Below are 15226 nucleotides of genomic sequence, written 5' to 3' on the forward strand. Positions count from 1 at the left end.
CTCAGAATTGCTGGCCGAAGCCGAAGCGAAGGAGCTGTGTACGGTCATTATAGCTGCGTCTGACCGGCACACCAAGGTCAATATTCAGCAGGCCAAACGGACTTTTCCATGAAAAACCTGCACCTGCACTGACACGTGGACTCACCATGTCACCCGATACGGCCGTATAGTTTGCACCAGCAGTCGCGGGGTTGGTGTAGAGGTGCTTCACACGCAAACCGGCCACGGACCCCATATCCACAAAGGCACGGCCACCCACGCCCATTTCTGTCAGGAAGGGGATCGGGAAGTTCAGCTGCGCCGTAGCGTTGTACATGAACCGCCCACCGATCAGATCTTCGGAGTGATGGGCTGCGTTACCTACGCTTCGTGGACCTGCACCACCATCAAGGAAGCCACGCAGGTTATTACCACCCAGATAGAAGTTATCGATAATATCATGACGGCCGTTGCTGCCCCAGTCCGCAAGATAGCCGGTGCCGCCACGGAATATGATTGTCCAGTTATGGCTGTTGGTCAGGTCGTCAAGCGGAATGTAGTAAGCACCGTTGATCTTGCCGCGAACGTAATTTTCGTCCCCGCCAATACCGGCAAAGTCCCCACCCACAGAGACAAAGTAACCACTATGCGGCTGCATGCGGTTATCACGCCGGTCATACATGACCGTGGTACTCAGCTGGGAAAGAAGCGACTTGCCCTTCTGCTCCTGAACATAGGGAGAGGATTCACTCCACATATCCCCTACCCAGCGGCGGATCAGGCTGTAGTTCCACGACTGCGAAAGATAGCGGTTATACGAATACCCCATGCGCAGGGTAATACCGTAGCGCCCTTCCGAGTAGTTCTGATACGTCTGGTAATTGTTTTCGATGAAGAAGATATCCGCACCGACAACCAGATTGCGCCCGAGGAAGACCGGGTCCGTAACGGAAAGGTCCGCCTGCTTCTGGTAGTACGAAACAGTCCCCGAGAACCCGGCATCCACCCCTGTACCCAGCAGGTTGTGCTGCTTGAGCCCGACGTTACCAATAATACCCACGTCGGTGGAGTAACCACCACCAAGCGAGAACTCGCCCGTTGGTTTCTCCACAACGTTAACGGACACGTTGGCACGGTCGGGAGAGGAACCCGGAGCGTCCTTTACATCCACCGATTTGAAGTAGCCCAGATCCTGGACCCCTTCCTTGGCGTATTTCTTGTAGCTGCTTGTGTAGGGGTCACCCTCGGCAAACGGAAGCTGCCGGCGGATCACGTTATCCTGCGTAATGGTGTTGCCGTTAATGTCGATCCGCTCAATATACCGGCGTGGGCCTTCGCTTACGTCAAAGAGCAGATTGACAATATGCTTTTCGGGGTTGCGGGCAATGACCGGACGCACCACGGCAAAAGGATGTCCTTCCGACTGGAGCAGTTCCTCCATGTCGGTCGCGTTGTCCTGCACGGCCTTGCCGTCATACCACTGGTGCGGGAACAGTTCGACATACTTGCGCAGCGACTTGGCAGGCACGTGCCGCAGGCTGGAGCGGATGTCCACCTTGCCCAGACGGTAGCGGATGCCCTCATCCATTGTGATGGTAATGTAAAAGGATTTACGGTCAGGCGAAAGTTCGCCCTTGATATCCTTGATCTGGAAATCAACATACCCGTTATGCAGGTAAAACCGGCGCAGCAGCTCCCCGTCATACTTCACACGTTCTGGGTTATATTCGTCAGACGAACCCAGAAAATGGTACCAGGCTGTTTCCTTGGAGGAAATCGCGCCAGCCAATTCGGCCTCGTTGTAAGCCTTGTTCCCAACAAATGCGATTTTGCGGATTTTGGTATTCGGGCCTTCATTGATCTGGAAGATCACATCCACACGATTATGCGCAAGGCGCACGATCTGGGGTGTCACCACAGCCGCAAAGCGGGACTTCTGGGCATAGACTTCCAGAATACGCTGCCGGTCATCCGCCGTTGTTTCCGCCGAGAAGACCGCACGCGGACGCAGGGAGAGCACCTTGCGCAGGTCCTCATCCTTGGCGGCATGATTACCCTCGAACACGATCCGGTTGACGATCGGGTTTTCCTTGAGCTTGACGAGGAGGGTATTCCCCTCACGCCGCAAGGTCACATCCTTGAACAGCCCGGTTGCATACAGGGTCTTCAGGGAACGATCGAGGTCATCCTGCGTAAACGGATCACCCGGACGGACAACCATGTAGGACAAGACCGTGTTGGTCTCGATACGGGTATTGCCTGAGACGCGGATCTCATCAATCACGCCCACCGGGGCTGGCTGAGCAGCTGGCAGAGGTGCTGGAGGACTTTCGGCATCCCCCTCGGGCGATGCAACAACAGCTGCTGGTGCCTGTGTGTCCTGGTTCCGGGCGGCCATAGCCCCCCGTCCCTCAAGCAGGAAAAAAGGCAACATGCAGACAGAAACGAACAGGGCCGAACGTTTACCCGTCAAGATCTGCCTCCCTCCATCGGGGTCGGTTCAGCACGGAAGCCTATCTCCCGTTCCTGTCTCGCCCGCAAGGGACGTATCCGAAATTACCCTTGTCACGCAAGCCTTCCCTTCACGCCCGGTTCACTATCATCCCGCGAGCCTTGCAATCCATCTGAACAACCCGAAGCTGGACAGGTCGTTGAACGTCGAAAACAAGAACAGGCCCGCCAGCACAGCAAACCCGGTCTGGAAACTAACCTCTTGCACCCGTTTGGAAACCGGACGCCCTCTTATTGCCTCTATGGCATAAAAAACCAGACGTCCACCATCAAGAAGCGGAACGGGAAAGAGATTGATCAGACCCAGATTAACAGACAGCAGCGCCATGAAGGAAAGCAGGCTGGCAAACCCATATTGAGCAACCTGCCCCGAAAGCTGCGCAATCTTGAGCGGACCGCCCAAATCCCGCGCGCTATGCTGCCCGCTAAAAATCTGCCACACGCCATTGAGCGTCTGCACAATAGTATTCCACGTGGCCTTAGCCCCGGCAGAGACAGCCTGCGGCAACGGCAGAGCCTTACCCGGCTCAACCGCAAAGACCACACCCAGCAGGCCATGTGCTGGCCCACCACGCGAATCCTGCGAGGAACCAATGGTCAGGGGGATTTCCAGCGACTGGCCATTGCGCTGCACCAGCAATGTTGTCTTCTGCCCCGGTACCTGCGCCACTGTGGCCTGTGCGTCCTCAACCCCTGAGATATCGTGCGTGCCTATGCGCAGGATAACGTCACCCTTCTGCAGGGCCGCACTTTGCGCGGCACTTCCGGGCAGGACGGAGGCGACCTCGTTCCGCACATGCGGCTGCCCAGTCGTGGCGAACAGCAGCACAAACAGCCCAAAAGCCAGAATGAAGTTAAAAACCGGCCCGGCCAGAATAACGATGGCGCGTGACCATACGGATTTATCATGGAAAGTCCGGCCCGGAATCCATGCGGCCTTCTGCTCTTCGGTCGCATTCTCGGGGTCATCAAACCCGTGCGGGCGCACATATCCGCCAAGAGGAATCGGGCAGATACGCCATTCCGTCCCGCTCCGGTCACGCCATTTGAACAGGGCCGGGCCAAACCCGAGCGAAAAGACCTCCACATGCACACCGCGCCAGCGGGCAGCGAGGTAATGCCCCAGTTCGTGAAAGGTGACCAGCACGCCCAGCACGAAAACGAAGGAAATCAGGGTGCGTAGATATTCGTGTATCATCATTCCTCCGATATCGGGACTGAAGGCGGCTTTCTCAAGCAACCACGCTAGAAATCTGCAGGGTTGCAACGCGCCGGGCCTCCGCATCCCAATGGAGCACGGCATCAAGCGTGTCAGCCGGGGGAGCTCCAAGCGCGTTCATGGTATCCTCGACCACGCGCGCAATGTCCAGAAAACCGATCTGCTCTTTCAGGAACGCTTCAACCGCAATCTCATTTGCCGCGGACAGAATGGCCGGAACAGCCCTGCCTGCCCGTAGGGCCTGCCGCGCCAGACGCAGGGCGGGAAAACGCACCTCGTCAGGGGCAATAAACTCCAGCGTGCCAAAGGCGGCAAGGTCCAGACGGCTGGAAGTCGTGGCCATACGCCGCGGCCATGCCAGTGTGTGGGCGATGGGAATGCGCATGTCAGCCGACCCCATCTGCGCAATCAGGCTGCCATCGGTGTACTGCACCATACCGTGTACCACGGACTGAGGGTGCACCAGCACATCTATCCGGTCTTCGGTCAGGCCGAAAATACGGGCCGCTTCAATAACCTCCAGCCCCTTGTTGAACATGGTCGCGGAATCGATACTGATTTTGGCCCCCATGCTCCATGTCGGGTGCTTGAGTGCCTGAGCCGGCGTAGCCGCACGCATGACATCAATCGAAGCATTGCGGAAAGGGCCACCAGAGGCGGTAAGAATTATTTTTTCAACCTGATCGGCCTGCCGGTCCGCCATGGACTGAAAAACGGCATTATGCTCGGAATCGACAGGCAGCAGCGTTGCTCCGGCATCCTGCACCGCACGGAGCATGACATCCCCCGCGCAGACCAGCGCTTCCTTGTTGGCCAGCGCAATGCTGTTGCCGTTCTTCACAGCGGCCAGGGTAGGTTCCAGCCCCGCAGCGCCAGTAATGGCCGCCATGGTCCAGTCTGCCGGCAGACCAGCCGCCTCTATGACCGCCTTGCGGCCACAGGCCACCTCAACACCACTCCCTGCCAGAAGCGCCTTGAGCTCAGCATAGGCGCTCTCATCAGCCAGCACGGCCAGCTCGGCCTTGAGGCTGCGGGCCTGCTCGGCCAGCTTGGCCGCGTTCTTACCACCTACAAGCGCACGCACCCGATACTGGTCACGCGCCTGCTCCAGCAGATCCACGGTAGAGCAGCCAATGCTGCCGGTAGTTCCCAGAACGGTTACGGTTCTCATGTCTTGTCTTTCCAAACCCGAAAAATAACACAGGCCCCGACCATGCAGGGCAAAAGCCAAGGACTGGACTAACCAGACATGCCAGAAACAAGGCTATAAACAAGATCGTGCAGACCAGCACTCCAGAAGGGCGCATCAGGCACGGTCATGGAAACGGCGGCAGCAACAGGTGCAGCCATAACCAGACCGTCAAACCGGTCGAGCAGACCACCATGGCCGGGCAGTAGCGTGCCGGAATCCTTAACGCCCAGCGCCCTCTTCATGGCGCTTTCGGCCAGGTCTCCAAGCTGGGCGGACACGCCCAGAATGCCTCCCCAGACCAGCGCCATCTTCACACTTCCCAGACCAGACAGAAGCGCTATGCCCCCCCCCATAAGCACAGCCCCCACAAACCCGCCCAAAGCGCCAGAGCGCGTTTTGCCGGGGGAAATGCGCGGGGCCAGCTTTGGCCCGCCAATCAGGCGGCCTGCCATGTAGGCTGATGTATCACTCGCCACCACAACGGCGACAACAAACAGAACAGGCCAGATACTTCCCACCCGCAGCCACAGTAGAGCCGTACCCGCCGTGATGATCACGCACATCATGGCGCACAGCTCCGCGCCAAATACACATGAGCCGATACTGAACAGAATAAAATAACGCCAGTGCCCGGTTGCAGCAGAAAGCCCGCCACAGACCGCCCACAGCACATAAAGCCCGCCCCGCCAGCTCCTGACGGGGAGTTTGAAAAGTCCCGCCGCCTCAAACGCCATACCGCCCATGGCCACAAGCACCATCAGGACATAGGCAACCCCGCCTGCCCCGATGCAGCCACCCGCGACCGCAACCATGACCATGGCAGACAGAACACGCGGCCGCAGGTCCCGCCATGCGGAGGATTGCCCGGCCGTTGTCATGGCGAGGCCACCGGCCGCGCACCAAAGCGCCGCTCACGGCGGGCATAAAGATCCAGCACCGTTGCAAAATGCCCTTCATTGAAGTCTGGCCAGAACACATCCAGAAAAACAAGTTCCGCATATGCGCTCTGCCAGAGCAGGAAATTGGAAAGCCGGTATTCCCCGCTCGTGCGCACGACCACATCGGGGTCAGGCACACCAGCGGTCCACAAATGGTTGGCAAACAGGCTTTCATCAATTTGGTCAGGGGTTAGCCAGCCATCGCGCACTTCCTGCGCAACGCGCCGGACCGCCTGCATAATATCCCCCCGCCCCCCGTAGGACAGAGCCAGCAATAGCACCAGCCGCCCGTTATTGCGGGTCATGGCTTCGGCTCGGGCCAGTTCTTCACGCAAACTCGTGTCAAACCGGCTCAGATCACCAATAAACCGGAGGCAGACGCCCTCGCTATGCAGTTCCTTGACCTTGTGGCGCAGATAGTAGCGCAACAGGCCGGTCAGATCCGAGACTTCCTTGGGACCGCGTGACCAGTTTTCAGATGAAAACGCATAAAGGGTCAGATAGGGCACACCACGCTGAATGGCCGCCTTGATGCACCGCGCCACGGCATCCGCCCCGGCACGATGCCCTGCCAGACGCGGCAACCCCCGCTCACACGCCCAGCGCCCGTTGCCATCCATGATAATGGCAACATGCGAAGGGACGACCGCTTTTCTGTCGGCTGGCAAGGAAGACATGACAGGAAAAAATCCACCGTTTCAGTTCAGCGGGAATAAAACCGGCCCCGTTCAGGCAGGTCCTCAGACCTGCTTGATTTCCTTCTCTTTTTCGGCAAGCATGTCATCTACTTTTTTGACATACTGATCAGTCGTTTTCTGAATGGCGTCAGACCATGTCTTGACGTCATCCTGACTGATGTCGCCTTTCTTTTCAAAGCCCTTGGCCTTGTCCATGCCATCGCGGCGCACACCACGGACGGCAATCTTGGCTCCTTCCGCATAACGTGCGGCAGCTTTTGCCAGTTCGTTACGGCGTTCTTCGGTCAACTGCGGAATAGGCACCCGGATGGTCTGGCCTTCACCGGCGGGGTTCAGCCCCAGCCCGGCATCGCGGATGGCGCGTTCCACGGCCCCGGCCAGAACACGGTCCCAGACCTGTACGGTAATCATGCGCGCTTCGGGCACGGCAATGGAAGCAACCTGCGTAAGCGGCACTTCCCCCCCATAGGCTTCCACCCGAACGGGTTCGAGCAGAGCAGGGCTGGCCCGGCCGGAGCGCAGGCCCGAAAAATCACGACGCAGGCTTTCCAGCGCGCTATCCATACGGCGCTTGATGTCATCAAGCAGGTCATTCAAGTCAGACACGGCGGTTTCTCCCGTTTTGTCGCGAAGGCACTGTGCTGTCCTGCCTCCGCCCTAGTTCATTCCGCGTGCTGCCTTAACGGGCAGCGGTTTACATGATGTCAGGTTGCTTCAATAATCCGCGTGAATGCGCCCTCGCCGCGCATAACGCGGCCGAACGAGCCCTCCTCGCCAATATTGAAGACAATAATCGGCAGCCTGTTCTCACGCGCAAGGCTGATGGCTGCGGCATCCATGACGCTCAACTGGTTGGAGAGCACGGTCATGTATGTCAGTTCATCATACCGTGTGGCGCTGGGATCGTGCTTGGGGTCGGCCGAATACACGCCATCGACCTGCGTCCCTTTAAGCAGGATATCGCATTCCATTTCCGCCGCACGCAGGGCTGCTGCCGTATCCGTGGTAAAGAAGGGGTTGCCCGTACCTGCGGCAAAAATAACCACCCGGCCTTTTTCCATATGCCGGACCGCCCTGCGCCGGATATACGGCTCAGCCACGGAAGACATGTGAATGGCGGACATGACCCGCGTTGTGATCAGTTCACGTTCAAGCGCATTCTGGAGCAGCAGGGCGTTAATGACCGTTGCCAGCATACCCGCATAGTCACCCTGCGCGCGGTCCATGCCTTTGGCCGCGGCGGCCACTCCACGAAAAATGTTGCCACCACCCACAACAAGGCACACTTCCGTACCGCCGCGAACGACCTCGGCGACATCCTTGGCAATCCGCTCAACCGTCTTCTGTTCCACCCCAAAGGCGCCCTCACCCATCAGGGCTTCACCAGACACCTTGAGCAATACACGTTTACGCCTTGGCGTTTCAGAGACAGAAGCAGTCATAGGCCCTCAATCATGCAAAGTCCGACAAAAAACAGACCTCCGCCACGCGCAGGCGCGCAGCGTGTAAGATCGCTCTCTCTTATCCTCCAAGGCGCACGGCCACAAGCGCCAAGCCGTGCTTTATGGCACGTCATCCAGCCCGATGGCGCGCAGGCGGGCCCGTTCTTCATCCCAGCCAGAACGTTCCTTGACATTCAAAAACAGGTGGCACGGGCGTTCCAGCAGGCTGGTCAGCTGCTTGCGCGCCCGCTCGCCGATCATTTTGATCTTCTGCCCGCCATTCCCGATCAGAATGGCTTTGTGTCCGGTGCGGCCAACGTAAATTGTGACCTCAATCCGCACCGAACCATCGGGGCGTTCCTGAAAGCTCTCGGTCTCGGCCGTGGTGCCATAGGGCACTTCCTCATGCGTCTGCATGAAAATCTGCTCACGCACCAGCTCGGCTGCAAGCAGGCGGTCGGGCAGATCGGTCAGATCATCCTCGGGGTACAGGTACGGGCCTTCGGGCAGGCTGGCAGCCAGCTTGTCCAGCAGGTCGTCCACACCACCACCGGTGCGCGCGCTGACCATAAACACATGCTCAACGGGCAGTTTTGCGGTAATTGCCGCCGTAAGGGGCAGCAGGGCGGACGCAGGCACAAGGTCCGTCTTGTTCAGCACCAGCCATGTGGTGCGCCCAGCCTGCGCCAGACGGGTAATAATGTCCTGCACGGCTTCGGTCAGGCCTGTGCGGGCATCCACCAGCAGCAGGGTTATGTCCGCATCATCCGAGCCAGTCCAGGCGGCGGCCACCATGGCGCGGTCAAGCTTGCGCCGCGGCTTGAAGATACCGGGCGTATCCACCAGCAGAATCTGGCTGGCCCCGCGCATGAGAATACCCAGCACCCTGAAGCGCGTTGTCTGCGCCTTGGGCGAGACAATGGAGAGCTTGGCACCCGCCATACGGTTGAGCAGTGTTGATTTGCCTGCGTTTGGTGCCCCCACCAGCGCAGCAAAGCCACAACGTGTTGTTTGTGTCATGCCTGTTGCTTCAGCCCTGATGGCTGCCTCCAAGTTTTTCCAGCAGGGTTGCCGCGGCAGAACTTTCTGCTGCCCGCTTGCTCCCTGCACATCCTTCCGCCGAATACCCACCAGCACTGACCCGCACCACAAACAGGGGCGCATGCGATGGGCCATCGGCCCCTATTGTTTCGTAAAACGGTAAACCCTGCCCACGCCCCAGAACCCATTCCTGCAATGCGGTTTTGGGGTCTTTGGGGGGGAGTGCTTGCGCATCGAGGATCCGCTTCCAGCATGCGCGTACAATCTTGCGTGCGGGAGCCAGCCCACCATCGAGAAAAACCGCGCCAAGCACGGCTTCCAGCCCATCGGCCACAACATTGGCGGCGGTCTGCACTCCAGCACGGGCCTCATGCTCCGCAACGGACAGGGCTTCGGCCAGGCCAAGCTGCTCGGCAATATCCGCAAGCGTTGCACGTGAAACCAGATGCGCAAGCCGCGAGCCCAGAGCCCCTTCCTGCTCACCCGGAAACCGTTCCAGCAACAGTTCCGCCATAAGCAGGCCCAGAACACGGTCGCCTATAAACTCCAGCCGCTCATTGGAGCCAGCCCCCTTGGTTTTGTTCCGCCTACGCCCACCCGCCTTCTGGTGCGCGGCGGAACGGTGGGTCAGCGCTTCCTGCAACAGGGAGGGGTCGGCAAACCGGTAATCCAGACGCTCCTGCAATGCCATGGACGCCAGATATTGCGGCGTGGAGTGGCCAGCACTCATTTACATCACGCCTTTTAACAGCCGGGCCCAGCGGATTTCGGCTGGCCAGTACCAGACCTGCCAGATGGGATGTGCGGCTTCGACCGAGAAGAAAATACGCTGCGCCTTGCCGACAAGGTTTTCCATGGGCACGAAGCCAAGGTCCTTGGGGCCATCCCCCACAAAGCGGCTGTCTGCGCTGTCATCACGGTTGTCACCCATGGCAAAAAAGTAGCCGGGGGGGACTACGTATTCGGGAGTGTCATTCTGCGGGCCATCATTGGTCAATTTCAGAATATCGTGCCGGACCACTCCCTGCCCGTCATGCAGGGGGAGTTCCTCCGTGCAGGCCTCGCCTTCCATGGGCATGCGCGTTTCATCCTGCGCCACATAAGCGTGCGGCTGCGTGCAGGGAACCCGCACACCATTGAGGAAGAGCTGCCCCCCGGTTACCTGAATACGGTCCCCCGGCAGGCCGATAACCCGCTTGATGTAATCGATGGACGTATCTTTGGTAAACCGGAACACGGCCACATCGCCCCGGTGCGGCTGCCCTGCCCAGACCCGCCCGTTAAACAGGTCGGGTGAAAACGGCAGGGAAAACCGCGAATAGCCATAGCTGTATTTGGACACCCAGATGTAGTCGCCTACCTGCAGGGTGGGGATCATGGACCCGGAGGGGATGACAAAGGATTCAAACAAAAACGTACGGACAAAAACAACAACGATCACGACCGTTAAAATTGTCCGCACATATTCCACCACAGCATGTCTGACGGTAACAGCGTGCTGCGCTCCAGTTGGAGAAGTCTCCGATTTACTCATGCGCTGCCCCATCTGCTCCCATAATCATGCCAGAAAAATAAAATCCGCCGGATCAAGCCGTGCGCTTGGTGTGATGTCAACCCGCGCGGACCGAGATAAACACCTGTGCAAACGCATAAGGGGGCTCATCGGTCATGCTCAGCATCAGTTCAGGTTTGTGGCCTGCGGGTACAAGCTCGGCCAGCTTCCGGGCCGCAACGCCCGTTAACACCAACACCGGCTGGCCCGATGCAAGGTTTTCCACCCCGATCTGGCTTTGCGCAACCCCGTGAGCAAAGCCCGTACCCAGCGCCTTGGCGCATGCCTCCTTGGCAGCCCAGCGTTTGGCGTAAGTGCCTATTCTGGCAGCCCCCACACGCCGCTCAGCCTTGGCACGCTCATACGGTGTAAAAACACGGTCCAGAAAACGCTCCCCAAACCGCTCCATGACCTGCTCGATCCGCCGCATGTCGCACAGGTCCACACCAGTTGCCAGCAGGGTCATGACTTGGCCCGGTCCGCCTGCGTAATACCCGATACAGCCCGCAACCCGGCAATAACAGAGGACAGGTGGCGCAGGTCACGCACCTCCACATCCAGCAGGATTTCGGTAAAGTCGAGCTGACGATGCACGATCTTGAGGTTGACCATAGCCGCATCGCATTTGGAAATCGTATTGGTAATGGATGCCAGAACAGACCCTTCGTTTTCGGCGACGATGCTGATACGGCCAACGCGCATCTGCCCGGTTCCACCGGCGCGCGCCATGGCGTCGTAATCCCAGTCCACATCCAAAAAGCGTTCGGGCGTTGCGGCAAAACTTTCCAGCGTCTGGCAGGTGCGTGTGTGCACGGTCACGCCCTTGCCCGTTGCCACCACACCCACAATACGGTCCCCCGGCAAGGGGTGGCAGCAGGCTGCATAATGCACGGCAACACCGGCCCCAAGCCCGACCAGCGGCACCGCTCCACCCGATGGACGGCGCATGGCGGGCGCACCGCGTGGCCGTGGTCCTGCCGTACCCAGCACACCGGGCAGGCCAGCCAGCATGCGCGGCACACGCTGCACACGCCGCAGTTCGGGGTAGGCGGCATGCACCACATCCCGCGCGTTCAGGTTGCTGGAGCCAACCGCAACATACAGATCCTGCAAGGAACTCTGCTTGAGCGCCTTGAGCGTGGTCTCCATGATCTTTTCGGAGCCATCCACACCTTCCTGACGGAAGGCCTTGGCCAGTGCTGCGCGTCCATTATCCAGCGAAACCTGACGCTGCTGCTGGGCCACATAACGGCGGATGCGCGCGCGCGCCTTGCCCGTAACGACAAACCGCTCCCATGACGGAGAGGGCGCGCCACCACGGGCGGTCATGATTTCGACCTGATCGCCGTTTTCCAGCTCATGCCGCAACGGCATAAGGCGACCGTTAACCTTAGCCCCTACGCAGGTATCCCCGATCTGGCTATGCACCGCATAGGCAAAGTCAACCGGCGTTGCCCCACGCGGGAGCGAGATAAGCTGCCCTTTTGGGGAAAAACAGAAAACCTGATCCTGATAAAGTTCAAGCTTGGTGTTTTCCAGAAACTCATCGGGAGCGGATGAGGCTTCCAGAATTTCCAGCAGGTCCTGCACCCAGCGTGGGCGGCGTACGCCACCATACCCGTCCTCGTCAGGGCTGCTGGTGCCACCTTCCTTGTACACCCAGTGGGCGGCAACGCCGTTTTCGGCCACATCATGCATGGCCTGCGTACGGATCTGCACTTCTATTTTCTGGTTACGGGGGGAACGCAGCGTAACCCCTGTATGCAGGCTCTGATACCCGTTGGCCTTGGGGGTGGAGATGTAGTCCTTGAACCGCCCTGCAATCATGGGGTAGGCGGCATGCACTGCCCCCAGCGCCATGTAGCAGTCCTCGCGCGTGTTCACGATCATGCGGAAGGCCATGATGTCGGACAACTGCTCAAACGCCACATTCCGGCGCTGCATTTTTTCCCAGATGGAATAAGGCGATTTCTCACGCCCTGAAACCTGAGCGTCCTTCAGCCCCGCTTCATGGCACAGGCGCAGCAGTTCGCGCCGCACGTCCTCAATAACATCCGCCCCCTGCCCGCGCAGGTAGTTCAGGCGCGTGCGGATGGTGGTATCGGCCTCGGGCTCAAGCTGCGCGAAGGAGAGGTTCTGGAGTTCGGTCTTGACCCGGTCCATACCAATACGCTCGGCCAGCGGCGCATAAATATCGAGCGTTTCACGCGCGATGCGCTGCCTGCGGTCCTGCCGCTCCACAAAATGGAGGGTGCGCATGTTGTGCAGGCGGTCCGCCAGCTTGACCAGAAGGACACGAATATCCTTGGACATGGCCAGCACAAGCTTGCGGAAATTCTCCGCCTGCTTGGTGCGGTCAGACTGAAGTTCCAGCCGGGTCAGCTTGGTAACACCATCGACCAGATCAGCCACAACCGACCCGAAATCGGCCTTTAACGTATCATACGTAACGCCAGTATCTTCGATGGTATCATGGAGCAGAGCCGTGCAGATGGACTGCACATCCAGCCTGAAGCGCGCCAGAATCATGGCGACAGCCAGAGGGTGGGTTATATAGGGATCGCCATTGTCGCGCATCTGGCTCTGATGCGCCCGGTTAGCCACATCAAACGCACGACGAATGGACTGGACATCGGCCTGCGGCGCGTAACTCTGCACCTTGGCAACCAGCCGCTCGCAACCGATCTCCCCCTCACGCGCAAGGGGGATTACAGGCACCATGGATGCCTCAACCGGGGCACCCCCCTCCCGCCCGGGGGAAGAGGTGTGAACGGGAATATCGCCGCCCGGTTGGTCCACGCGCCTTTTACCGCCGTGCGCGACCGGTCAGAGCCGCTTCAATCGCACGCACGTCATCGGCGGCTTCTTCCTCGGCGGAGACTTCCTGCAGACCGAAAATGTTCTGTTCGGTCGGCACCAGATCCTGCACATCTTCTTCCACAGGCTCGGGTTCGGGCTCGCGGGCCTGCGAACGGATCAGATCGTTACGCAGAGCGGGCAGTTGCACGGTTTCGTCCGCAATTTCACGCAGGGCAACGACGGGATTCTTGTCGTTGTCGCGGTCGATGGTCAGCTCCTCGCCACGGGAGATGTTGCGGGCGCGCTGCGCGGCGTACACCACCAGTTCAAAGCGGTTTGGAACCTTTTCAACGCAGTCTTCGACGGTGACGCGGGCCATTACGAAGAGCCTCCAGACAGTTCAGCACAGAAATAAGATAAAAAAGACAGAAAGGACATATTACCGCATCCACCCCCGACAGGAAAGGCTTATTACCCGATCACCCGGATTTCCTGCCCTTTAACGGCCTGAAGCATCTGCTCCAGCGGCTGTCCGGTGCGTGGATGCACCCAGCCGGGCTGCACATCGTGCAGGGGGTACAGCACAAAGGCGCGCTCATGAGCCCGTGGGTGCGGCAGAACCAGCCGCTCCACCGTCTGACACAGCGCGTCCATATCTATAATGTCCAGATCAAGCGTGCGCGCGGCATTGGGCACGGAACGCACACGGCCCTGCTGCGTTTCTATGTCCTGAAGATGATCCAGCAAGACCAGAGGAGGCAGACTCGTCACACCCAGCACAACCCCATTCACATAAGGAGGCTGCCCCGATGGCGGCATGGGCGCGCTCTCATACCAGCGGGAAACAGCCTGCACACGCAACCCCGGCACATGCCGCAGAGCCTGCACGGCCTGTTCGCAGCTTTCCAGCGCGGATTGCCCTCCCTGAGGCAGATTTGCACCTATTGCTATTAGGACCGATCTGGTATGATTTCTCTCTTCCGCCATCCAATGTCTCACACCTGAGTGGAATATCTTGTTTTGAACACAATTGGAGCCTCTTTTATAAGAGTGCCCCGCAAACTAACAGCCAGAGGGGCTTTCATTACGAAGCGCATGATAAAAATTTCATTTCCGCATAATCGAAACCCAAAAGAAACAACAGTGAATGTATTTAGAGGACTATACTCATGAACCTGAAAAAAGATGAAAAAACCTGTCTTTTTATTGACGGATCCAGCCTGTACTCAACATCGCGCAGCCTTGGATTTGACGTTGACTACAAAAAGCTGCTCGAATTTTTTGCTGCCAAAACGCATATAATCCGCGCCTATTATTACGCCGCCATTCTGGACACGGAGGATTACTCCCCGCTCAAACCGCTGACAGACTGGCTCTCCTATAACGGTTATTTTCTTGTTACCAAGCCTGCGCGTGAATTTACGGATTCGACCGGCAAACGCCGCGTCAAAGGCAACATGGACATCGAAATCGCAGTGGATATGATGGAAATGGCCCCACATATAGACCACGCCATTCTGTTCAGCGGGGATTCAGACTTCCGCCGGGTTGTAGAAGCCGTGCAGCGGCAGGGTACACGCGTTTCCGTTGCCTCGTCCATGCGCTCCTCCCCGCCCCTGATCGGGGATGATCTGCGCAGGCAGGCCGACCAGTTCCTTGAACTCGCCTCTCTGGGCGCCAACTTTACACGCCGCCAGACCGAATCCAACCGCCCCCGCACCAACCCTGCACCAGTCCGCCACCCGGCTGACCAGATGAGTGAACCCGAGGATGATCCGCTGAGCTAAATGCAATATTACAAAACAGAATTTTGCTTTATGCCCTAAAACGTATCTGTTCCTCACACGTTTGGCCT

General features: G+C 58.7%; 15 protein-coding genes. 1 reads left to right on the forward strand and 14 read right to left on the reverse strand.

Annotation, left to right across the window (positions count from 1 at the left end; all coding sequences use genetic code 11):
* Position 1 precedes the first annotated feature (1 nt).
* The 14 genes from bamA to folK form a co-directional block, all read right to left on the reverse strand.
* Complete coding sequence (bamA, locus tag AB2L51_RS08905) at positions 2-2452, reverse strand: outer membrane protein assembly factor BamA (protein ID WP_475557842.1); 2451 nt, start codon at positions 2450-2452, stop codon at positions 2-4.
* A 126-nt stretch (positions 2453-2578) separates the two neighbouring features.
* Complete coding sequence (rseP, locus tag AB2L51_RS08910; RefSeq protein ID WP_395581056.1) at positions 2579-3691, reverse strand: RIP metalloprotease RseP; 1113 nt, start codon at positions 3689-3691, stop codon at positions 2579-2581.
* 31 nt (positions 3692-3722) lie between these two features.
* Positions 3723-4880, reverse strand: coding sequence for a 1-deoxy-D-xylulose-5-phosphate reductoisomerase (dxr, locus tag AB2L51_RS08915; RefSeq protein ID WP_395581055.1), 1158 nt, complete (start codon positions 4878-4880; stop codon positions 3723-3725).
* A gap of 68 nt (positions 4881-4948) precedes the next feature.
* Complete coding sequence (locus AB2L51_RS08920) at positions 4949-5779, reverse strand: phosphatidate cytidylyltransferase (RefSeq protein ID WP_395581054.1); 831 nt, start codon at positions 5777-5779, stop codon at positions 4949-4951.
* Positions 5776-6516, reverse strand: coding sequence for a polyprenyl diphosphate synthase (gene uppS, locus AB2L51_RS08925; protein WP_166111022.1), 741 nt, complete (start codon positions 6514-6516; stop codon positions 5776-5778). The genes AB2L51_RS08920 and uppS overlap by 4 nt, the downstream gene beginning before the upstream one ends.
* Before the next feature lie 63 nt (positions 6517-6579).
* Complete coding sequence (gene frr, locus AB2L51_RS08930; protein WP_221441729.1) at positions 6580-7101, reverse strand: ribosome recycling factor; 522 nt, start codon at positions 7099-7101, stop codon at positions 6580-6582.
* A gap of 140 nt (positions 7102-7241) precedes the next feature.
* Positions 7242-7979 (reverse strand): UMP kinase, encoded by a 738-nt coding sequence (gene pyrH, locus AB2L51_RS08935; RefSeq protein WP_395581053.1) that lies wholly within the window; start codon positions 7977-7979, stop codon positions 7242-7244.
* Between the two features lie 120 nt (positions 7980-8099).
* Entirely contained in the window at positions 8100-8999 is a 900-nt protein-coding gene (gene era, locus AB2L51_RS08940; protein ID WP_395581052.1) for a GTPase Era, read from the reverse strand.
* Between the two features lie 10 nt (positions 9000-9009).
* Entirely contained in the window at positions 9010-9750 is a 741-nt protein-coding gene (gene rnc / locus AB2L51_RS08945; protein WP_395581051.1) for a ribonuclease III, read from the reverse strand.
* Positions 9751-10554: a signal peptidase I gene (gene lepB, locus AB2L51_RS08950; protein ID WP_395581050.1), complete on the reverse strand. Its 804-nt coding sequence runs from the start codon at positions 10552-10554 to the stop codon at positions 9751-9753.
* A gap of 76 nt (positions 10555-10630) precedes the next feature.
* The gene (gene acpS, locus AB2L51_RS08955) at positions 10631-11038 is read right to left on the reverse strand and encodes a holo-ACP synthase (RefSeq protein WP_395581049.1); all 408 of its coding nucleotides are present in this window, start codon (positions 11036-11038) and stop codon (positions 10631-10633) included.
* Positions 11035-13293 (reverse strand): RelA/SpoT family protein, encoded by a 2259-nt coding sequence (locus AB2L51_RS08960; protein WP_395581232.1) that lies wholly within the window; start codon positions 13291-13293, stop codon positions 11035-11037. Before AB2L51_RS08960 ends, acpS begins: the two co-directional genes overlap by 4 nt.
* An 85-nt stretch (positions 13294-13378) precedes the next feature.
* Positions 13379-13750: a DNA-directed RNA polymerase subunit omega gene (gene rpoZ / locus AB2L51_RS08965; RefSeq protein ID WP_166111037.1), complete on the reverse strand. Its 372-nt coding sequence runs from the start codon at positions 13748-13750 to the stop codon at positions 13379-13381.
* A 92-nt stretch (positions 13751-13842) separates the two neighbouring features.
* Entirely contained in the window at positions 13843-14358 is a 516-nt protein-coding gene (gene folK, locus AB2L51_RS08970) for a 2-amino-4-hydroxy-6-hydroxymethyldihydropteridine diphosphokinase (protein WP_395581048.1), read from the reverse strand.
* 182 nt (positions 14359-14540) lie between these two features.
* Here folK and AB2L51_RS08975 point away from each other — a divergent pair, with 182 nt between their 5' ends.
* On the forward strand, positions 14541-15158 hold the full coding sequence (locus tag AB2L51_RS08975; protein ID WP_395581047.1) for a LabA-like NYN domain-containing protein: 618 nt from the start codon (positions 14541-14543) through the stop codon (positions 15156-15158).
* Positions 15159-15226 lie beyond the last annotated feature (68 nt).

The organism is Acetobacter fabarum (assembly GCF_040702925.2).
In the GTDB taxonomy this organism is placed as follows: domain Bacteria; phylum Pseudomonadota; class Alphaproteobacteria; order Acetobacterales; family Acetobacteraceae; genus Acetobacter; species Acetobacter fabarum_B.